17 protein-coding genes and 1 riboswitch are annotated in these 20,364 nt (G+C 68.2%); of the genes, 1 reads left to right on the top strand and 16 read right to left on the bottom strand.

Annotation, left to right across the window (positions count from 1 at the left end):
• Positions 1-10: 10 nt before the first annotated feature.
• The 5 genes from ASF65_RS12700 to otsB form a co-directional block, all read right to left on the bottom strand.
• On the bottom strand, positions 11-682 hold the full coding sequence (locus ASF65_RS12700; RefSeq protein ID WP_055889781.1) for a GNAT family protein: 672 nt from the start codon (positions 680-682) through the stop codon (positions 11-13).
• Positions 679-1,542, bottom strand: a complete 864-nt coding sequence (locus ASF65_RS12705; protein ID WP_244486649.1) for an alpha/beta hydrolase — start codon at positions 1,540-1,542, stop codon at positions 679-681. Before ASF65_RS12705 ends, ASF65_RS12700 begins: the two co-directional genes overlap by 4 nt.
• An 89-nt stretch (positions 1,543-1,631) precedes the next feature.
• Positions 1,632-2,273, bottom strand: coding sequence for a 2-dehydro-3-deoxy-phosphogluconate aldolase (locus ASF65_RS12710; protein WP_055889785.1), 642 nt, complete (start codon positions 2,271-2,273; stop codon positions 1,632-1,634).
• 89 nt (positions 2,274-2,362) lie between these two features.
• Positions 2,363-3,814 carry a trehalose-6-phosphate synthase gene (locus ASF65_RS12715; RefSeq protein WP_055889787.1) on the bottom strand — a complete coding sequence of 484 codons (1,452 nt, stop codon included), beginning with the start codon at positions 3,812-3,814 and terminating at the stop codon, positions 2,363-2,365.
• A 2-nt stretch (positions 3,815-3,816) separates the two neighbouring features.
• Positions 3,817-4,575, bottom strand: a complete 759-nt coding sequence (gene otsB / locus ASF65_RS12720; protein ID WP_055889789.1) for a trehalose-phosphatase — start codon at positions 4,573-4,575, stop codon at positions 3,817-3,819.
• A 173-nt stretch (positions 4,576-4,748) separates the two neighbouring features.
• Here otsB and ASF65_RS12725 point away from each other — a divergent pair, with 173 nt between their 5' ends.
• The gene (locus ASF65_RS12725) at positions 4,749-5,444 is read left to right on the top strand and encodes a TIGR02594 family protein (RefSeq protein WP_055889791.1); all 696 of its coding nucleotides are present in this window, start codon (positions 4,749-4,751) and stop codon (positions 5,442-5,444) included.
• A 58-nt stretch (positions 5,445-5,502) separates the two neighbouring features.
• On the opposite strand, the gene ASF65_RS12730 is transcribed toward ASF65_RS12725, so the two are convergent.
• From ASF65_RS12730 to ASF65_RS12780, 11 genes are all read right to left on the bottom strand, one after another.
• Positions 5,503-6,816, bottom strand: a complete 1,314-nt coding sequence (locus tag ASF65_RS12730; RefSeq protein ID WP_055889793.1) for a D-amino acid dehydrogenase — start codon at positions 6,814-6,816, stop codon at positions 5,503-5,505.
• A 144-nt stretch (positions 6,817-6,960) separates the two neighbouring features.
• Positions 6,961-7,050: riboswitch (glycine riboswitch) on the bottom strand.
• Between the two features lie 67 nt (positions 7,051-7,117).
• Positions 7,118-8,176 (bottom strand): sn-glycerol-3-phosphate import ATP-binding protein UgpC, encoded by a 1,059-nt coding sequence (locus tag ASF65_RS12735; RefSeq protein ID WP_055889796.1) that lies wholly within the window; start codon positions 8,174-8,176, stop codon positions 7,118-7,120.
• Positions 8,176-9,024, bottom strand: a complete 849-nt coding sequence (gene ugpE / locus ASF65_RS12740) for a sn-glycerol-3-phosphate ABC transporter permease UgpE (RefSeq protein WP_055889799.1) — start codon at positions 9,022-9,024, stop codon at positions 8,176-8,178. The genes ASF65_RS12735 and ugpE overlap by 1 nt, the downstream gene beginning before the upstream one ends.
• Before the next feature lie 4 nt (positions 9,025-9,028).
• Positions 9,029-9,913 (bottom strand): sn-glycerol-3-phosphate ABC transporter permease UgpA, encoded by an 885-nt coding sequence (gene ugpA / locus ASF65_RS12745; protein ID WP_055889801.1) that lies wholly within the window; start codon positions 9,911-9,913, stop codon positions 9,029-9,031.
• 82 nt (positions 9,914-9,995) lie between these two features.
• Positions 9,996-11,294: a sn-glycerol-3-phosphate ABC transporter substrate-binding protein UgpB gene (gene ugpB / locus ASF65_RS12750; RefSeq protein ID WP_055890285.1), complete on the bottom strand. Its 1,299-nt coding sequence runs from the start codon at positions 11,292-11,294 to the stop codon at positions 9,996-9,998.
• A gap of 159 nt (positions 11,295-11,453) precedes the next feature.
• On the bottom strand, positions 11,454-12,974 hold the full coding sequence (gene betC / locus ASF65_RS12755) for a choline-sulfatase (protein ID WP_055889804.1): 1,521 nt from the start codon (positions 12,972-12,974) through the stop codon (positions 11,454-11,456).
• 78 nt (positions 12,975-13,052) lie between these two features.
• A complete protein-coding gene (choX, locus tag ASF65_RS12760; protein ID WP_055889807.1) occupies positions 13,053-13,994 on the bottom strand; it encodes a choline ABC transporter substrate-binding protein in 942 nt (313 codons plus the stop codon).
• 143 nt (positions 13,995-14,137) lie between these two features.
• Positions 14,138-17,290, bottom strand: a complete 3,153-nt coding sequence (locus tag ASF65_RS12765) for an efflux RND transporter permease subunit (protein WP_055889809.1) — start codon at positions 17,288-17,290, stop codon at positions 14,138-14,140.
• The gene (locus ASF65_RS12770) at positions 17,287-18,426 is read right to left on the bottom strand and encodes an efflux RND transporter periplasmic adaptor subunit (protein ID WP_082505531.1); all 1,140 of its coding nucleotides are present in this window, start codon (positions 18,424-18,426) and stop codon (positions 17,287-17,289) included. The genes ASF65_RS12765 and ASF65_RS12770 overlap by 4 nt, the downstream gene beginning before the upstream one ends.
• A gap of 113 nt (positions 18,427-18,539) precedes the next feature.
• Positions 18,540-19,277 carry a pseudouridine synthase gene (locus ASF65_RS12775; RefSeq protein ID WP_055889815.1) on the bottom strand — a complete coding sequence of 246 codons (738 nt, stop codon included), beginning with the start codon at positions 19,275-19,277 and terminating at the stop codon, positions 18,540-18,542.
• Positions 19,274-20,197 (bottom strand): methyltransferase, encoded by a 924-nt coding sequence (locus ASF65_RS12780; RefSeq protein ID WP_244486650.1) that lies wholly within the window; start codon positions 20,195-20,197, stop codon positions 19,274-19,276. The genes ASF65_RS12775 and ASF65_RS12780 overlap by 4 nt, the downstream gene beginning before the upstream one ends.
• Between the last annotated feature and the right edge of the window lie 167 nt (positions 20,198-20,364).

Here is a 20,364-nt window from a genome sequence, read left to right on the forward strand (position 1 = left end):
GCGCCTCGCCTTACGGCCGAAGCTGGGACAGCGAGCGGCGTTGCCGGCCCCTCGCATCGAAGTTCTCCGGCTGAAGCCACGCGTCGAAGCCGGCCTTCACCTTCGGCCACTCGGCATCGACGATCGAGAACCACGCCGTGTCCCGGTTCCGGCCTTTGGTGACCATGTGCTGGCGGAAGACACCCTCGAACGTGAACCCGAGCCGGGCCGCCGCGCGCTTCGAGGGCATGTTCTGGTCGTTGCATTTCCATTCCAGCCGGCGGTAGCCGAGCTCGTCGAACACGCGCGAGAACAGGAGCGCAAAGGCCTGCGTTGCCGCGCGCGTCTGCTGCAGGCCGGGCGACAGGCAGATGTGCCCGATCTCGATGACGCCGTTGGCCGGATCGATGCGCATCAGCGCGGCGACCCCTTCCGCCCGGTTGGACGACGCGGGCACGATCGCGTGGAACATCGGATCGCTGCCGAGATAGTTGGCGTTGGCAAAGCGCCCGAAGGCCTCGGCCGTCTCGAACGGTCCGTAGGCGAGGTAGTCCCACAGCCTGTCGTGCCCCTCGAACACCTCGTGAAGCTCGGCGAAGCGGCGCGCGTCGTGCATCGGCTCGACCCGGACGTGCTCCCCGGCCATGGCGGACTGTCCGGGCAGTTCGCGCGGCTCCCAGTGCGACAGGTCGTGCGTGCTCATCGCGCGTGCTCCTTCAGGAACTGGAGGACATCCGTCCGCAGCTGGCGGTCGCCGAGCGGCAGCGCTGTGGCGAACGAGCTGACGGTCCCGATGTGGTCGAGATCGGGGTAGAGATTTTCCGACACCGGCACGCCGCCCCCCCGCAGCTTGCGCGCGAGCGAGCGCATGTTCTCGGGCTCGACGGTCGTATCCTTGCCGCCGTGCGCGAGAAAGGTCGGCGGGTCGCCGCGCGCGGCAAAGTTGACGGGCTGGCTCGCCTCGCGCAGCGCCGGCGGGAAGATGCGCTTGTATCGCTCTTCCTTCAGGGGGAGGAAGTCGTAAGGGCCGGACAGCCCGATGAACCCCGCGATCGGACCGCCCCCAGTGCGGGCAAGATCTCGTTTGTCGTAGGCGAGAAGCGCCGCGATCTGCGCGCCGGCGGAATGGCCCATCAGGAACAGGGGATGCGGCCCCGCCGCCACGCCCGCGCCGCCGGTCTCGCCGAGCTTCCGGACCGCCGCGACGGCGCGCGCGCCATCCTCCACGAAACCGGGAAAGACGACGTCGGGATAGACGCGATAGTCGGGGATCGCGACGATATAGCCGGCGGACGCCAGCGACTGGCCGACGAAGGGGTAGATCGCCTTGGAGCCGGAGTCCCAGCTTCCGCCGTAGACGAACACGACGATCGGCGTCTCCGGCCCCGCCCCGTTCGGGACGTAGAGGTCGAACGTCCCGCGATCACCCGGCATGTAGCGAAGGTTGCGGACGGTCTCGTAGCCGGCGCGGCTGGTGACGGAGTTGAGAAACGCGGCGCCCGAGCAGCCCGACAGGACGACGGCCAGCGACAGGATGAGAAGCAGTCTGGGAAGGGAGGGCAAGAACAATCGCAGGACCGGGGGTCAAAGGTCCTGCGGAAGATGGAACAGCGGGGCGCGGCGGCCAGACGCCCGCCGCCGCGCCGATCGTCTCAGGAGCGGGCGAGGCCGGCCGCCTCGCGGGCGAGCGCGGTGATCTCGTCGAAGCGACCGGCCGACACGAAGTCCTTCGGCGCGACCCACGAGCCGCCGACGCAGACGACGTTCGGCAGCGCGAGGTACTCGCCGACGTTCTTCGGGCTGACGCCGCCCGTCGGGCAGAAGCGGATGCCCTGGAACACCGGCGCCAGCGCCTTGAGATAGGGGATACCGCCAAGCTGCTCGGCCGGGAAGAACTTCAGGATCTCGTAGCCCTCCTCGATCATCGCCATCAGCTCGCTCGGCGTCGCGGCGCCTGGAAGAAGCGGGACGTCGGAGGTCTTCGCGACATCCAGCACCTCGTGCGTCGTGCCCGGCGAGACGATGAAGCGGGCGCCCGCTTCCACCGCCTGATCGAATTGGCGCGGCGTCAGGATCGTGCCGGCACCGCACAGCGCTTCGGGCACCTCGGCCGAGATCACCTTGATGGCGTCGAGGGCCGCGGGCGTGCGCAGGGTCACCTCGATACCGGGCAGGCCGCCGGCGGCCAGGGCGCGAGCGAGCTTGACGCCGTCGGCCGCGCTGTCGACCGCGACCACCGGCATCACCGGCTGGCGCGTCAGAATGTCCATCAGGACATGGGTCTTCTGGGTCATGAGCGGTCCGGTCCTTGCGTCGACGAGTGAGGCTGAAGGTGGTTTAGCCGATGCGCCCGCCGCCCGGAACCCGCCATTCAATCGATTTGCTACCAGTTCCCAGCCATTCCCGCACGGAAGCGTTCCCACCAGGACGGCGGTTGAAGGTTGCGCTCGGCCGGGGCATCGAGGACGGCGAGGAACGTCTCGCACCAGTTGTGGGCGGTGTTAGAGAAGACCCGCGCCCGCATCGCCTCGTGCCGGCGCTGGCGCTCCTCGAGCGGCATGGTCAGCGCCTGCTTCAGGGCCCGCACGAGATCGTCGGGCGAATAGGGATTGACGATCAGCGCCTCGGGCAGTTCGGCCCGGGCCCCGGCGAAGCGCGACAGGATGAGCACGCCGGGATTGGCCCGGTCCTGCGCCGCCACGAACTCCTTGGCGACAAGGTTCATGCCGTCGCGCAGCGGCGTCACCATGCAGATCTGCGCGGCGCGATAGATGCCCGCGAGCGCCCGGCGCGTGAAGCCGTTGACGAGGATCTGGATCGGGTTCCAGTCGAGCGTCGCGAAGCGGCCGTTGATGTTGCCGGCGAGCCCTTCCAGTTCGACCCGCAGGTCGGCATAGGCCTCGACCTCGCCGCGCGAGACGGGCGCGACCTGCAGGAACTGGGTCTGGCCGCGCAGATCGGGATTGTCCTCCAGAAGCAACTCGAAGCCGCGGAAGCGCTCCACAATGCCTTTCGAATAATCCATCCGGTCGACACCGACGATCTGGTGACGACCGTGGGAAATGCTCTCGACCATCGCCTGATGCTCGCGCGCCTCGTCGGAGACGGCGAACTCGGCAAAGCCCTCGGCGTCGATGCCGATCGGAAACGCGGAGGCGCGCACGATGCGCCCGTCCGAGGTGCGCACGCGATCGCCGTCGAGGTCCTCGGCGCCGAACTCCTGAACGCAGAAGTCGACGAAGTTGCGCCGGTCGTTGTCGGTCTGGAAGCCGATCACGTCGTAGGCGAGCATCGCGCGCACGAGGTCCTGGCTTGCGGGAAGCGCGGTCATCATGTCCGGCGGGCAGAAGGGAATGTGGAGAAAGAAGCCGAGGCGGCCGTCGTAGCCGGCCTTGCGCAGGTCCTGGCCGAGGAAGAAGAAGTGGTAGTCGTGGACCCAGACGAGATCGTCGGTTTCGAGCAGCGGCTTCAGCCGCTCGGCGAACCGCTGGTTGACCGCGCGATAGACACGCTCCGACTCGCGATCGAAGGCGGCGATGTCGAGCCGGTAGTGCAGCAGCGGCCAGAGCGAGCGATTGGCATAGCCGAAGTAGAACCCCTCGATCTCCTCCTCCGACAGGTCGATCGTCTTCAGCGCCGTGTGGCCGTGCTCCTCGACGCGAAGCTCGCTGTGCGAGCCTGCTTCCGTGATCTCGCCGCTCCAGCCGAACCAGAGGCCGCCCCGGCGTTGGAGCGCATCGGCCAGCCCCACCGCGAGCCCCCCGGCCTTGCCCTCGTCGCTGAGCGGGCCGACCCGGTTGGATACGACCACCAGACGATGATTGTCCCCTGCCATCCCTACGATGCCTCTTTCATGCTGCCTTCGCCCGACACCGGCTCCACCCCGAGCCAGCGATGGACGGAATCGACGCAGGCAAGCCGGAAATCCGCCTCGCTCGGGCCGTCACCCACCTTGATGGAAATGCCGTCCAGCGCCTTCACGGCCGCAAAGCCGAATTCGTCCGTTGTGTCGTCGCCGATATAAATCGGCACGCGCCCGACGAACGGCTCGTGGGTCATGAAGGCGGCGAGCGCCTTGCCCTTGTCCATGCCGGCGAGGTGCACCTCGACGATATTGTCGCCCTCCATGACGGAGAAGCCCGGCTCGTCCTGTACGGCGCGGGTGACCAATTCGCGCGCCGCCGGCGCCAGATCGGGAAAGCCGCGGTAGTGGATCACCAGCCCGGTTCCCTTGTCCTCCAGCCGCAGGCGCGGCTCCTCGGTGACGCCGATCGACAGGACGAGGCGGATCGCATCGAGACCCGCCGGGCCCGCCAGAGGCACGACCTCGCCTCGTGGATCCTCGCGCCGCTCGAGACCATGCACGCCGGCGGCGACGAAGCGCATGGGCGACAGGAAATGGTCGAGATCGGCGATCCGGCGACCGCTGAGAAGCGCGAAGGCCCCATCGCAACCGATTTGGATCGCGGCAAGCCTGTCCACCGCGTGAGGCGGAATGTGCACATCCTCCGGACGGTCGACGAGTTCAACCAGCGTCCCGTCGAAATCGAGAAAGAGCGCGTGGCGAGCAGGATCGAGCGGCGGCGGCAGGTTCATGAGCCCCAAGATAGGGGAAACGACAGGCATGCCTACCCGTGATCTGCACCCGTGATCGCCCTTAGCCGGCCATCATTTCCCCCGCCGAGCCCCCACTCGCCATGGTTGCAGGGAGAATGCCCGACGACGAGCGGACGACGGCGGTCCGCCAACTCCGGCGAAGGGCCAGCGGCATGAACGACCTCACAATGCGCATCCAGGTTCGACTGATCGAGCGCGGCTACGAGCCGGGACCGGCGGACGGGATCTGGGGTCGGCGCACGATCGCAGCCATCCGCGCGTTCCAGACGGACCAGATGCTGGCCGTGGACGGGATCGCCGGACCGCAGACACGAGCGCGGCTGTTCGGATCCGAGGCACCGCTCTCCCCTGGCCACCTCCCCTGGATGGATGAGGCCCGCCGCCTGATGGGCACGCGCGAGGTCGCCGGACGCGGCAGCAACCCGGTGATCGAGGACTGGGCGGCGCGGCTCGGCATTCCCTACCGAGGCGACGACATTCCCTGGTGCGGTCTCTTCGTTGCCCACTGCATCGGCGCCACGCTTCCGGACGAGGTGCTGCCGGCCCATCCGCTCGGCGCCCGCAACTGGGCGCGGTTCGGCTCCGACTGTCGGCCGGGGCTCGGGAGCATCCTCGTCTTCTGGCGGGAAAGCCGCGCCAGCGGCAAGGGCCATGTCGGCTTCTACGCCGGGGAGGACGATACAGGTCTTTATGTGCTGGGCGGCAACCAGAGCGATGCGGTCAACATCAAGCGGCTGCCGCGCACGCAGTTCCTCGCGGCTCGGTGGCCCGCGACCGCGCCGGCCGACGCACTGCGCATCGTCCAAATGAGCCTGTCGGGCGGCGGGTTCGAGACGGCTCTCGCCTGAAACGAAAAAGGGGCCGGTCCCCCGTGGGAGACCGGCCCCTTATGTCAGTCGTCCAGCGTCAGGCCGCTTCGGTCAGGCGCTCGGCTTCGGCGCGCACGGCGGGCACCGGCTTCAGCTCAGGCCGTACGGAGACGCCGGCGGCCGCGTAGTCGCCCGCGACTTCGGCCGCGATCGTGTCGGCGGTGATCGCCGACAGCGTCCAGCCGAGATGGCCGTGGCCGGTGTTGTAGTAGACGCCCTTCGCCTTACCGCGGCCGACGCGGGGCATCATGTCCGGCATCATCGGACGCAGGCCCGCCCAGGGCACGACCGAGGCGGTCGAGACGCCGGGGAAGCGATGGCGGCACCAGTCGACCAGCGGCTTGATGCGGTCCATACGGATGTCGCGGTTCTCGCCCGCGAACTCCGCCGTGCCCGCGATGCGCAGCCGGTCCGCGCCGAGCCGGCTCGTCACGATCTTCGCCTTGTCGTCGAGGAGCGACACGTAGGGCGCTCCCTCGCGGCTCGCCTCGTCGGTGAGGTTCACGGTGATCGAGTAGCCCTTGACCGGGTAGACGTTCACGCGGTCGCCGAGCTGGCTGGCGAAGCGGCGGCTGGCGACGCCGGCGCACACGACCACGGCGTCGAAGTCCTCGCGGACCGGCTCGCCCTCGTGGCCGACGGTGCGCGAGAAGACGGCAGCGCCGCCCTCCGTGCGCGTCGAAAGCCGCGTCACGTCCGCCTCGTAGCGGATCTTGCCGCCACGACGCACCACGGCGTCGGCAAGGCCGCGCGTGTACTTGTGGATGTCGCCCGTGAAGTCCGACTCGGTGAAGAAGCCGCCGTGGAACGTGCCGGCGAGCGCCGGCTCGATCGCATGGATCTCGGCGTCGGTCAGGGTCCGCCGCTCGAGACCGCCCTTGGCGTAGAGCTGGCTGACGCGCGCGGCGTGCTCGAACTCGGACTTCGATTCATAGACATGCAGGATGCCGCGCTTGACGAGGTCGAACTCGAAGCCCTCACGCTCGGCCATCTCGATGAGATGCTGCCGGGCGGCGATCGCGAGCTTCACGGTCGCGACGGTGTTCTCCTCGTAGGAGCGCGCGGCCAGCACGAACTCGGCCATCCAGGACAGCTTGTGCCAGGTCGGCGCAGGATGGACGAGAAGCGGCGCGTCCTTCTTGAGCATCCACTTGATGCCCTTGATGAAGGTCGACGGCGAGTTCCAGACCTCGGCGTTCGAGGCCGAGAGCTGGCCGCCGTTGGCGAACGAGGTCTCCATGGCCGAGTAGGCGTTCCGGTCGAAGACCGTCACGTCGAGGCCCTGCGAGAGGAGCTTGTATGCGGTGGTGATGCCGGTGATGCCGGCGCCGATGACGGCCACTGAGGTCACGACAGGTCCTTTCCCCGCACTGTTGCGGGTTGCCTTCGTGCCCCTCCGTCACTGGCCTGAGAGTTTCACGGCGGGGAAGCATTCCCACGTCCGCTTTCTCCTTCGGCGGACGACCGAAATCGGCCGTCACTCTCCGGATATGGTTTGCGCCGCGCGGTCCTTTTGCCTGAGAGTTTCCGGGGCGGTTGCTCCTTCGGCGCCGGCCTTTCGGCCGGTCTCTCCCGCAAGCGGCGATGGCCCTTACATATGGGAATAGGACGAATGCGGCAAGTTCAAAGAATCCGCAGCCGCTGCCCAGATGTTAGGCAACGCGTCGTCCCGTCTCGGCGGAGAAGCGGTGGAGGGCCGCCGGATCGAAGCCGATCCGCACCGTCTCGCCGAGATCCTTGCGCACATGCCCGGCGGTGCGCAGCGCGATGTCGGGACCGCCCGCCGGCAATGCGCCGTAGAGGTAGGTTTCCGCCCCGACCCGCTCGATGGCGCTGAGCGTGACGTCGGCGAAGGGGCGACCGTCGCCCGGACCCTCCACGATCGCGACATGCTCTGGCCGGATGCCGAGCACTTCGGTCCTGCCCGGCGCGGCCCCCAACGCCCGGTCCATGCCCTCGATCTTCAGCGCCTCGGCGAGCGGCACGAGGTTCATGGCCGGCGAGCCGATGAAGCTTGCGACGAACAAGGAGGCCGGCCGCTCGTAGACCTCGATCGGCGTGCCGACCTGCTCGACCTGACCCCCGTTCAGCACCACCAGCCGGTCCGCCAGCGTCATCGCCTCGAGCTGGTCGTGGGTGACGTAGAGGCTGGTCGTGCGCAGCCGCTTCTGCAGGCGTCGGATCTCGGCGCGCATGGAGACGCGCAGCTTGGCGTCGAGGTTGGACAGCGGCTCGTCGAAGAGGAAGGCGGCGGGCTCGCGCACGATCGCACGCCCCATGGCGACACGCTGGCGCTGGCCGCCAGACAGTTGGCCTGGCTTGCGGTCGAGATAGGTCTCGATCTCCAGCGCGCGCGCCGCATCGCCGATGCGCCGCTCGATCTCGGTGGCCGGCATCTTCCGGTTCTTCAGGCCGTAGGCAAGGTTCTGGCGCACGCTCATATGCGGGTAGAGCGCGTAGTTCTGGAAGACCATCGCGATGTCGCGATCGGCCGGTTCGAGATCGTTGACCCGCCGGTCGCCGATCCGCACCTCGCCGCCGGTGATCGTCTCCAGCCCCGCCACCATGCGCAGGAGCGTGGACTTGCCGCAGCCGGACGGGCCGACCAGGACCACGAACTCGCCGTCGGCGATGTCGAGCGAGATGCCCTTCACCGCCTCCTGCCCGTTCGGATAGGTCTTGCGGACGTCTTGGAGCGTAATCGAGGCCATTACTTTTCCGATTCCACGAGACCTTTGACGAACCAGCGCTGCATCAGCACCACCACGAGGACGGGCGGCACGATGGCGAGGATCGCCGTCACCATGACGAGATTCCAGGGCGTGTCGGCGTCGGCGAAGGAGATCATCTTCCTCAGGCCGATGACGATCGTGTTCATGGAGTTGTCGTTGGTGACGAGGAGCGGCCAGAGATACTGCGTCCAGCCGTAGATGAAGAGGATGACGAAGAGCGCCGCGATGTTGGTCTTCGACAGGGGCAGGAGGATGTCCTTGAAGAAACGCATCGGCCCCGCCGCGTCGACGCGCGCCGCCTCGACCAGTTCCCCCGGAATGGTCAGGAAGAACTGGCGGAAGAGCAGCGTCGCCGTCGCGGAAGCGACCAGCGGCAGGATGAGGCCGGCATAGGTGTCGATCAGACCGAGATCCACCATCACCTTGTAGGTCGGCAGGATGCGCACCTCGACGGGCAGCATCAGCGTCATGAAGATCAGCCAGAAGAAGGCCATCCGGAAGGGAAAGCGGAAGAACACGATCGCGAAGGCCGACAGGAGCGAGATCACGATCTTGCCGAGCGCGATGCCCATGGCCATCACGAACGTATTGAAGAGCAGCGTCCACACGCCGACGCCGCCGATCCGCCCGACGCCGCCGAAGAGCGCCTCGCCGTAGTTCTCGGCGAACCGGTCTCCCGGCAAAAGCGGCAGCGGCGGGCGCAGGATCTCGGGCACCGACAGCGTCGAGGCGACGAACGTATAATAGATCGGGAAGGCGACGATCAGGACGCCGACGATCAGGACGCAGTGCGCGAGCGCGGTGGCGAAGGGGCGGTTCTCGATCATCGCCTTACCCGTAATGCACGCGCCGCTCAACGAAGCGGAACTGGAAGGCGGTGAGCGCCACGACGATCGCCATCAGGATCACCGACTGCGCGGCCGAGGCGCCGAGATTGAGGTTCACGAAGCCGTCCGTGTAGACCTTGTAGACGAGCGTCTCCGTCGCCTTGGCCGGACCGCCCCCCGTCACCGAATCGATGATGCCGAACGTGTCGAAGAAGGCGTAGACGGTGTTGACGACGAGGAGGAAGAAGGTCGTCGGCGCGATCAGCGGGAAGACGATGGTCCAGAAGCGCTTCGGCCCCCTCGCCCCGTCGATCGCCGCCGCCTCGATGAGCGAGCGCGGGATCGATTGGAGGGCGGCGACGAAGAACAGGAAGTTGTAGGAGATCTGCTTCCAGGCCGCGGCGACGATCACCAGTCCCATCGCCTGCTCGCCCTTCAGGAGCGGGTCCCAGCCGTAGCCCGCCGCGCGCAGCATGTAGGCGAAGGTGCCCATCGTCGGGTTGAACATGAAGAGCCAGAGCATGCCGGCGATCGCGGGCGCGACCGCATAGGGCCAGATCAGAAGCGTGCGGTAGAACGCCTTGCCGCGCAGCACCTTCTCGGCCGACGTCGCGAGCAGCAGCGCGAGACCCATCGCCAGCACCGCGGTCGACAGGCTGAAGAACACGGTCGTCTTCAGCGCGTGGAGATAGCCGGGATCGCTCAGCACCTGCCGGAAGTTGGCAAGGCCGACGAACTCGGTCTTCAGGCCGAACGCGTCCTCGCGCAGGACGGACTGGTAGAGCGCCTGCGCCCCCGGCCAGTAGAAGAAGACGAGCGTCACCAGAACCTGCGGCGCGAGCAGCAGGTAGGGCAGAAGCTTGTTGGGAAAGGTGACGCGGGTGTTCAAACGGCCGCCCCGAGCATGACATGAGCGCGCCCCGCCGCGAACGGCGAGGCGCCTTGAGGGTGAGGGTCGGCGATGCGGCCGCTTACTGGCCGGCGGCCTGCGCGATCGCCGCGTTGCCGCGCTCGACAATCTTGCCGAGCGCCGTCTTGGCGTCCTGGCTGCCGTTGAGCATCGCCTCGAACTCCTCGTTCATGATGTCGCGCACCTGCGGCAGGTTCGGCAGACGCACGCCCTTGGAGTTCTCGGTCGGGGTCTTGCCCATCATCTGCTGGATCGGAATCTCGCGGGCCGGGTTCTTCTCGTAGAAGCCGGACGCCTTCGTTGCCTCGTAGGCGGCAAGCGTCACCGGGAGGTAACCGGAGACCTGATGCAGGCGCGACTGGATGTCGGTCTGCGACAGGAACTCGAAGAAGGCGGCGACACCCTTGTATTCCTCGTCGGACTTGCCGCCGAAGACCCAGAGGCTGGCGCCGCCCGGAATCGTGTTCTGCGGCGCGCCGTTGCCCTTCGGGTCGTAGGGAAGCTGTCCGGTGCCGTAGTTCATGCCGGACTTCACGACGTCGCCGAGGCCGCCGGACGATTCGGTCAGCATCGCGCACTCGCCCGACAGGAACAGTTGCTTGGCCTCCGACGTGCGGCCGCCGTAGCGGAACGTGCCGTCCTTTGCGAGGTCGGCGATCGCCTGGAAATGCTCGACGAAGATCGGGGCATCCACCTCAAGCTTCACGTCGAGGGCGGCGAGACCGTTCTCGTTGGTGCCGTAGGGCACGTTGTTCCAGGCGGCGAAGTTCTCGGTCTGGATCCAGGTCAGCCAGGTCGAGGTGAAGCCGCATGGGGCGGCGCCCGACGCCTTGATCTTCTTCGCGGCGTCGAACACCTCCGGCCAGGTCTTGGGCGGGTTGTCGACGTCGAGGCCCGCCTTCTGGAAGGCGTCCTTGTTGTAATACATGATCGGCGAGGACGAGTTGTACGGGAAGCTCAGCATCGTCCCGTCGGGCTTGGAATAGTAGGACACGATGCCCGGCAGGTACTTCGACTTGTCGAAACTCTGGCCGAGCACCTCGGCCACAGGCTTGATCGCGCCCTCGGCACCCATCATGACGCCGGTGCCGGCGTCGAAGATCTGGATGATGGCGGGGGCCTGGCGGGCGCGGAACGCGGCGATGCCGGCGTTCAGCGTCTCCGGGTACGTGCCCTTGAAGACCGGCGTGATCTTGTAGTCCGACTGCTTCTCGTTGAACTCCTTGGCGAGCTGCTCGACCACGTCGTTGTTGGCGCCCGACATGGCGTGCCACCACTGGATCTCGGTCTGCGCCATGGTGGCGGTCGAGGCGAAAAGGGCGGCCACGAGGGTCGCAGCGGCGGCGGTCGTCTTGGTCATCGCGATAGGCTCCCAGCGCCGGGCCTTGATGGCCACGGTCCGTCACCGCCCTCCTAGCGGCGCGAACCAACAGTCGCATGTCGAACTTACGATGGTTCCATGACAGTGCAAAGCCTTATCACGCCTTCGTTTTCCGTCTTCCACACGCACCTCGTGCGCTCACTCGCCCCGCGGAAAGCGCTGCGAGTCCTCCAGAATGTTGAGGTCCATGTGGTTGCGCATGTAGCGCTCGGACGCTTTCTGGAGCGGCTGGAAGTCCCACGGGTAGTAGGCGCCGTTGCGCAGCGCCTCGTAGGTGACGAGGCGCCGGGCCTGGCTCTGGCGCACGTCGCGGTCGAAGGCGCGCAGGTTCCAAAGGCGAGTCGCCTCGGCGTCGAAGGCAGCGAGCATCTCAGCATGGTCGGGGTCCGCGGCGAGGTCGCGAAGCTCGGACGGATCGTCCGCGAGGTCGAAGAGCTGGTCGGGATCGGCCGCCGAGCGCGTGAACTTCCACCGGCCGCGCCGGATCGCCACCATCGGCGCGATCGAGCCTTCGGCGGCGTACTCCATCGGCACCGATCGGGCCCGTTCCCCCCGCCGCGCCGTGTCCATCAGCGAGATGCCGTCGAGCCATTCCGCGCCGTCCGACAGGTCGATCCCGGCAAGCTCCGCCAGCGTCGGCAGGACGTCGAGGGTCGAGACCGGCTGCGTGTAGGGGCCGGGCGGCAGGCCGGGCGCCGAGATCATCAGCGGCACGCGGGCCGAGCCCTCGAAGAAGTTCATCTTGAACCAGAGCCCGCGCTCGCCGAGCATGTCGCCGTGGTCGGACACGAAGAGGATGATCGTGTCCTCCAGCATGCGCGTGCGCTCGAGGATGTCGACGAGCTCGCCGACCTTCTCGTCAATATAGCTGATATTGGCGAAATAGGCCTGCCGCGAGCGGGCGATCATGTCGTCCGCGATGCGGTACTCGTGGTCGTTGCAGGCCATCATCAGGCGCTGCGAATGCGGATCCTGGTCGGCGAACTCGATCCGCTCGACCGCCGGGAGGAGCGCCGGCGAGTTGCGGTAGAGATCGAAGAACCGGCGGCGCGCGACGTAGGGGTCGTGCGGATGGGTGAAGGAGACCGTGAGGCAGAAGGGCCGGTCGTCGTTGCGCCGCGACAGGTCGTAGAGCCGGGCCGCGGCATGGTGGGCGACCTCGTCGTCGTATTCCAGCTGGTTGGTGATCTCGGCGACGCCGGCATGCGTGACGGAGCCGAGGTTGTGGTACCACCAGTCGATGCGCTCGCCGGGCTTGCGATAGTCCGGCGTCCAGCCGAAGTCGGCGGGATAGACGTCGGTCGTCAGCCGCTCCTCGAAGCCGTGGAGCTGGTCCGGCCCGACGAAGTGCATCTTGCCCGACAGCGTGGTGCGGTAGCCGGCGCGCCGCAGGTAGTGGGCGAAGGTCGGAATGTCGGAGGCGAACTCGGCGGCGTTGTCGTAGACGCGCGTCTTCGAGGGCAGCTGCCCGCTCATGAACGAGGCGCGCGCCGGCGCGCAGAGCGGGCTCGCGGTATAGGTGTTGACGAAGCGCGCCGAACGGGCCGCCAGCGCCTTGAGGTTGGGCGCATGGAGGAAGCGCGCCGGGCCGTCGGGAAACAGCGTGCCGTTGAGCTGGTCCACCATGACGATGAGGAAGTTGGGCCGGCTCTGAAGCATGTCGCGCTCGCCAGAAGGATGCAGGGGCTGCCGCGGCATTGACCGCGACAGCCCCGATCCGTCAAGCCGGATGCGGCGTCAGCCCTCGACGCTCGCCTTCACGGCGGCAAGGCCCGGCTGACCGTCGAGCGTCTCGACGCCCGCGAGCCAGCCGTCGAGAACGCCGGGGTTCGCCTTCAGCCAGTCCTTGGCGGCCTTGGCCGGATCAGTGCCGTCGGCGAGCGCTGCCATGATCTGGTTCTCCTGCTCGACCGTGAAGACCATCTGGCCGAAGAGCTTGGCCGCGTTCGGGCATTCGGTCTTGTAGCCGGCGCGGGCCAGCGTGAAGACCTCGGCGCCGCCGAAGTTCGGGCCGAAGAACTCGTCGGCGCCCGACAGGTAGGTGATGCCCATGTTGTTCATCGGGTGCGGCGCCCAGCCGAGGAAGACGACCCAGTTCTTGGACCGTTCGGCGCGCTGCACCTGCGACAGCATCCCCTGCTCGCTCGAATCCACCAGCTTCCAGCCCGCGAGCCCGTAGTTCGGGGCATCGATCATCGACTGGATGTTGATATTGGCCGGCGCGCCCGGCTCGATGCCGTAGATTTCCTTGCCGAACTTGTCGGCGTTGGTCGCCAGATCCTTCACGTCCTTGACGCCGGCCTCGGCGACGTAGTTCGGCACGGCGAGGGTGAACTTGGCGCCGGTTAGGTTGCGCGTCAGCTCCTCGGCGGTGCCGTCCACCTCCAGCTGCTGGCGGAACTTCGTCTGGGCGGGCATCCAGTTGCCGAGAAAGACGTCGGTCTGCTTGTTGGCGAGCGCCTGATAGCCGACCGGCACGCCCAGCGTCTCGACCTTCTGGTCGTAGCCGAGGCCCTTCAGGACGACGCCTGCGAGCGCGTTGGTCGACGTGATGTCGCTCCAGCCGGGATCGGACATGCGCACGGTCTTGCAGGAGGCGGGATCGGCGGCCTGTGCCACCCCGGCGGCGCCGAGGCCCAGCGAGAGGGCGGCGATGGCGATCGATGCGTTGCGGATCATGCGCGTCTCCTGTCGTCCGCCCCGGCGGACCGCGATGGGAGCGCCGCTCCCGATCCCGCCATCTCAACGGCAGAGACCGGAAAGCACAAGATCATTCCGTTGCGCGATCGCCCCTTTGCGCGGAACGTCCGGCCCCGCCCCGCCTATTCGGCAGGATGGGGCGCTTCTTTCCGATGGGCATCGTCGGCCGAGCGCGGCAGGAACGGTCGCAGGCGCCGCGCCAACCCGTCGAGATAGGTCAGCGCCACCGGTACGAAGATCAGCGTGAGGACGGTGGACGACAGGAGCCCGCCGATCACCGCATGGGCCATCGGCGCGCGCTGCTCGCCGCCCTCGCCGAGCCCGAGCGCGAGCGGCATCATGCCGAAGATCATGGCGAGCGTCGTCATCACGATCGGGCGCAGGCGCACCTGCCCCGCCTCGGCGAGGCTGTCGCGCAGCGACAGACCGCGGGCGCGCGCCTGATTGGAATAGTCGACCAGGAGAATCGCGTTCTTGGTCACGAGGCCCATCAGCATGATGAAGCCGATGATCGAGAACATGTTGAGGGTCGACCCCGTCGCGAGCAGACCGAGAAGGACGCCGATCAGAGACAGGGGCAGCGAGGTCATGATCGCCAGCGGCTGGAGGAAGGAGCCGAACTGCGAGGCGAGGATCAGGTAGATGAAGATCACCGCGAGCCCCAAAGCCTGGATGGCGTATCCGAAGCTCTCGGCCATGTTCTCGGCCTCGCCGCCGAAGGTGACGCGGTATCCCGGCGCCAGCGTCAGGCCCGCGATCTCGCGCTGGAGGTCAGCCACCACCTCGCCGAGCGCGCGTCCCTCGACATTGGCCGAGATACGCACTTCGCGCGACAGGTCGCGCCGGTTGATCGACGAGGGCGCCACGCTGTCGACGACATCGGCCACCTGATCGAGCGAGACGAGGATCGGCCGGCCGTTCGCGTCCTGCCGGCTGGAAGCGACGCGCAACTCGCCGAGTTGCCCCGCGCGCTCGCGTCCCGCTTCCGGCAGGCGCACGAGGACGTCGTAGGTCTCGCCGTCCGGCGCGTTCCAGACCGAGATCGCGTCGCCCGCCACGAGCGGGCGCAGCGTGTCACCGATCGCCTGCAGCGACACGCCGAGATCGCTCGCCGCCTCCTGGCGCACGCGCACGGCGAGCGTCGGCTGCTCGTCGTCGAGCGAGGACTCGATCTCGACGGCGCCGGGGATGGCCCGCAGCCGCGCCATGATCTCGTCCGACAGGCGCTTCAGTTCCGCCTCGCCCTCGCCGAGCACCGAGACCTGCAGCGGCTTGGCGTTCGCGCCGCCGCCCCCGCCGCCGAGCGAAGGCTGGTTGACCGAGACGGTCAGCCCGGCGATGCGCGACAGGCGCTCGCGCAGGGGCTCGGCGAGATCCATCGTGGCGCGCGTGCGCTCGGCGATCGGCTTCAGCGTGACGGCGACCGTCGCGGAGTTGAAGCCGCGCGCGGCGGCAGCATTCACCGTGGAGTAGTAGGTCGCGATCTCCGGCACACCGGCCAGCACGCGCTCGACCTGCGAGACCTTGCGCGCGGTGTAGTCGAGCGATGAGCCCTCCGGCGTCTCGATCGACACCGTGAACTCGCCGAGATCGCCGGCGGGCACGAATTCCGCGCCGATGCGCGGCACGAGCGCGAGGCTGATGCCGAAGGTCAGAAGGATCGCACCGAGCGTCAGGATGCGGTGGCGAAACGTCCAGCGGATCACGGACGCATAGCGCGCGGCGGTCCGCTCGAACCCGCGATCGAACCGCGCGACCAGCCGGCCGAGCGGCCCGCGCCTGGCATCGGGCTGCGAGGCGGGATCGTACCAGACGCTGGAGAGCATGGGATCCAGCGTGAAGGAGACGAAGAGCGAGATCAGGACGGCGACCGCGACGGTGACGCCGAACTCGAGAAAGAAACGACCGATGATGCCGCCCATGAAGGCCACGGGCAGGAACACGGCGACGATGGAGAGGGTCGTGGCCAGCACCGCGAGGCCGATCTCCTCGGTGCCGTCGATCGCCGCCTGCCGGTGCGACTTGCCCATGTGGAGGTGCCGCGTGATGTTCTCGCGCACCACGATGGCGTCGTCGATCAGGATGCCGATGGCGAGCGAGAGCGCCAGAAGCGTCATCGTGTTGAGCGTGAAGCCGAGAGCATGAATGACTGCGAACGTGCCGATCACCGAGATCGGCAGCGTCAGTCCGGTGATGACGGTCGAGCGCCAGGAGTTCAGGAACAGGAAGACGATCGCGACGGTGAGCAGCGCCCCCTCGATCAGTGTGCGCTGCACGTCGGCGACCTGCGCGGCGATCGAGCGCGAGTTGTCGCGGGAGATCGCGAGATCCACCCCCTGCCCCGCCAGCTCGGCCTTCAGGGTCTCGATCTCGGCCCTCAGCGCGCGGGCGACCGCCACCGTATTGGTGTCCTGCACCTTCACGACATCGACGCCGAGCGCCGGCACGCCGCGATAGGCCGCGCGGCTCGTCAGTTCGGCGCCCGCCTCGCGCACCGTCGCGACATCGGCGAGCCGGATCGGCGCGCCCTCGTCGGACTTCACGATGATTCGCTCGAACCCGGCGGCATCCGTGATGCGTCCTTCCACCGTGACGTTGCGGCCGGTGATGCCCGCCGTGAGCGTACCGGCCGCGATATCCTGGTTCTCCCGGCGGATGGCGTCCATCACGGTGCCGGGCGCCACGCCGAAGGCCTCCATGCGCTCGGGGTCGAGCAGGACCTGGATCTGCCGCTCGGCGCCCCCGACGATCGCCGTCTGGCCGACGCCCGGCACGGTGTTGAGGCGGCGGGTGATGACCTGATCGGCCAGGGTTGTCAGTTCCGGCAGCGTCTTCGTCGCCGACGAGACGGCCAACGAGAGGATCGGCTGGTCGTCCGGGTTGAAGCGCGTCACCTGCGGCGTGTCGATACCGTCGGCAAAGCCCGCTTCGAGGCGCGAAACACGGTCGCGCACCTCCTGCGCGGCGGTGCGCGAGTCCGTGTCGAGCGTGAATTCGACGATGACCAGCGAGCGGCCCTCGAAGCTCTGCGAGGTCACGCGATCGACGCCGCCGATCGTGTTCACCGCCTGCTCGACGGGCCGGGTGATCTCGGACTCGACCGTTTCGGGCGAGGCGCCGGAATAGGTCGTGGTGACCACGACGACCGGCAGGTCGACGTCCGGAAACTGGTCGAGGCCGAGCCGCCCATAGGAAAACAGGCCGATCACCACGATCGCCGCCATCATCATCGTGGCGAAGACCGGATGGGCGACGCTGATGCGGGTAAGGATCATGCGGGGCCGTCGCCCTCGATCGTCACCGCCGTGTCCGCCTTGAGATCGGGCAGCGGCGCGACCACCACCGTGTCGCCGGGCGAGACGCCCGTGGTGACGACGACCAGCCCCTCGCGCGGCAGCGTGGCGCCGGCCTCAACGGCGCGGCGCTCCAGCTTTCCGCCCTCCGCCGCCAGCACGAAGGCGCCTGCCTCATCCTGCCGGATGGCGGCGGGCGGAACGGCGACGACCTTGTCCATCGCCTCGACCGCGATCTCGCCGACCGCGAACATGCCGCCGCGGATGGCGCCGTCGGGGTTCGGGATCGTCACGAAGACGGTGATGGCGCGCGAACTGGCCTCGGCTTCCGGCGCGATGCGCGACACGCGGCCTTCGAACAGTCGATCGTCGGCGCCCTCGAAGCGCAGACGCGCCGTCTGGCCGACCGCGATCTCGCCGATCCGGCTCGTCGGCACGCTGGCGGCGACCTCGATCGTGGAAAGGTCGACAAGCTGAAGAAGCTCGGTGTTCACGGCGACCGTCTGGCCGGGCTCCACCGGCCGCGCGGCGACGACGCTGTCGAACGGGGCGGTCACGACCGCATCGTCCAGCGCCTTACGCGCGTCGGCGACCTCGGCCTCCAGCGCGCGGGCCTGGGCCTGCAGGTTGAGAAGCTGCGACTGCGCGCTCAGAAGATCGGCGTCCGACGTAATTCCGCGCGTGCCCAGCTGCTGGCGCCGCTCCAGCGTCCATTCCGCCAGCTTGATCTCGGAGCGCCGGGCCTCCAACGTCGCCTCCCGCGCCGCAAGCGCCGAGCGCAGAAGCGTCTCGTCGAACCGCGCCAGAACCTCGCCGGATTTCACCGCCTGCCCCACCTCGACCGTCACCTGGGAGAGGCGACCGGAAACCTCGGCCGTCACCACGGCGCGGCGGATCGGCCGGGCGGGGCCCGAGACCGCGACGGTGCGGGCAAAGTCCCGCGCCGCCAGCGTTTCGACCTCGAAGGCGGCGAGTTCGATCGGTCCCGTCTCGCGCGCGGCGGGCGCCAGCACGGCCGCATCCGAGCGGTCGGTGCCCCGGTCCAGCGCGACATAGGCGCCGGCACCGAGCCCGACGACGAGAAGGCCCGTCATAACCCTGCGAAGCCTTGCGGCCATGTCTTGATCCGGTATCCGTTCGAACAAGGGCGGAGAAAAGCGCGAAAGCTTGGCCTCAGCGTGACATCGTGTCGCCGACCATCCGCGTCAACCGCGACGCGACGTCCCGCCGCTCAAGCGGCGAAGATCGCGGCGACGTCCTCGGCCGAGAGGCGCCGGATCGCGCCCGGCTCGAGATCGGGCGGCAGCGAGAGGCGGCCGATCATCTCGCGGTGCAGGGCCTCGACATGATTGCCGGTGGCCGCGAACATCCGGCGCACCTGATGGTAGCGGCCCTCGTGCACCGTCAGGAGCGCCTCCCGCTCCCCCACGACTGCAAGTTCGGCCGGCTTCAGCGGCTTGTCCTCGCCCTCCAGCATCAGCGTGCCGGACACAAAGAGCGTGGCTTCGTCGCCCGTCATCGGCCCCGCAAGATGGGCGCGGTAGACCTTCGGCACGTGCCGGTTCGGCGAGATGATGCGATGGAGCAGCGCGCCGTCGTCGGTCATCAGAAGAAGGCCGGACGTCTCCTTGTCGAGGCGGCCGACCGTCGAGATCGCCGGATCGCGACGCCGCCAGCGGGCGGGCAGAAGGTCGTAGACGAGCGGTCCCGCCTCCTTGTGGGAACAGGTGACGCCGAGCGGCTTGTGCACCATCAGCGCGAAGCCCGGCAGCGGGTCGAGGGGCTCGCCGTCGACCACAAGCCGCGCTTCGAGATCGGGCGTCACCGCGATGCGCTCGTCGGCCCGCGCGAGCGGCGCGCCGTCCAGCCGGATGCGGCCGTTCTTCGCCAGAAGCTGGATCTCGCGGCGCGACGCGTAGCCGAGATTGGCCAAAAGCTTGTCCAGCCGAGCGGAGGGAGCCTTGGTCATTTGCGCGCTTCGATGATCTTGTAGCCCGCCTCGTCGGCGAGCACGGTCATGCTGCGGAAGGCGGCGCGGAGGCTCTCCTCGTAGGGCATGTGCCGGTTGGCGACGAGGACGAAGGTTCCCGATCGCCGCAGCATGCGCGCGGCGGAAGCGACGAAGGCTTGGCCCAGCGCGCGGTCCTCGATGCCCTCGGCATGGAACGGCGGATTGGACACGACGAAGTCGAGATCGGACAGCGGCACCGAACGCACATCCGCCCAGAGGAACCGGGCGCGCGAATCCGTAACGTTTTTCCTCGACGCCTCGACCGCCCGCCGGTCGAGCTCGACGAGCGTCAGCTCCTCGACGGCGGGCGCCGCCAGAACCGCACGCGCCAGCACGCCGAGCCCGGCGCCGAGGTCGGCGCCGCGCCCCGAGAAGGCCGGGAGATGACGCATGAGGAGGGCGCTGCCCGGATCGGTGCGGTTCCAGGAGAAGACGCCGGGCTGCGAATGGAGGCCGGTCTCCACCACCACCGTCGGCGCCCCTTCCGCGATCGCGGCGCCCAGACCGATCGGATCGTCCGGCCGTTCCACCCGGCAGATGCGCTGGCGCGCCTTGGATCGCTCGGCGACCGCGCAGCCGAAGGCCTCCAGCTCGCCGCGCAGGCGCTGTCCGCCCTTGTCCTTGGGTGCCAGCACGTCCAGCGTTCCGCCCGGCCGCAGGGCCCGAAGGGCGTGCGCCAGCACATGGCGGCGCTCGATCGAGCCGGGCGGCGCGGCGACAACGGCTTCCTCAAGCGTCGCATCGGGAAGGCTGTCGAGCGCGACCGACCCCGGCCGCAGCGGCGACACCTGAACGGCGTCGTCCGGCACGTCGAGAAGGTCGGATGGCGGCGCGCCGTAGACGGCGCACCGAACGGAAACGGAAGGAATATCGCTCACCCCCGTCCCATAGCGCATTTGCGCGTCCTGTCGAAGGACGCGCGGGCATCGCATGGAGACGTTCTTCCGCAGGCCTGCCGCTCGTCGTCAGTCGGACTGACGTTTTTCGTGGCCCTTATACTTGACTCATGCACTCATGTTTGAGAGGGCATGCCACGAAATCGCCA

It is taken from the genome of Aureimonas sp. Leaf324, from assembly GCF_001423245.1.
Taxonomy (GTDB): domain Bacteria; phylum Pseudomonadota; class Alphaproteobacteria; order Rhizobiales; family Rhizobiaceae; genus Aureimonas.